The 312-nt window shown below is 72.1% G+C and carries 1 pseudogene; it reads left to right on the top strand.

The window, feature by feature from the left end:
• Positions 1-312 (top strand): annotated as a pseudogene (locus tag E5162_RS14395) (bifunctional [glutamine synthetase] adenylyltransferase/[glutamine synthetase]-adenylyl-L-tyrosine phosphorylase); the annotation flags it as partial.

Below are 312 nucleotides of genomic sequence, written 5' to 3'. Positions count from 1 at the left end.
CAGCCTGGGCCGGTTCGAGAGCTATTATCAGGGCGGGGAAGCCTGGACCTGGGAGCGCATGGCGCTGACACGCGCCCGGATCGTGGGCGGCCAGGGCCTGGACTCCGAGGTGCGCGCGGCGCTGGACGCGGCGATGGCGTGCGACGTTGCGGCCCGGGACATCCGCCGCGACGCGGCTGCGATGCGGGCGCGCCTGGAACGCGACAAGCCGGCTGGCTCGCTCTGGAATCTGAAGCTGCGGACCGGTGGGCTGATCGAGATCGAATTCCTCGCCCAGACCGGACAGCTGGTGCTGGGCCGGCGCCTGTCGCC

It is taken from the genome of Marinicauda pacifica, assembly GCF_004793635.1.
In the GTDB taxonomy this organism is placed as follows: domain Bacteria; phylum Pseudomonadota; class Alphaproteobacteria; order Caulobacterales; family Maricaulaceae; genus Marinicauda; species Marinicauda pacifica.
Note: the sequence above shows the minus strand (reverse complement) of the source record. Positions and strands in the feature narration are given on the sequence as shown.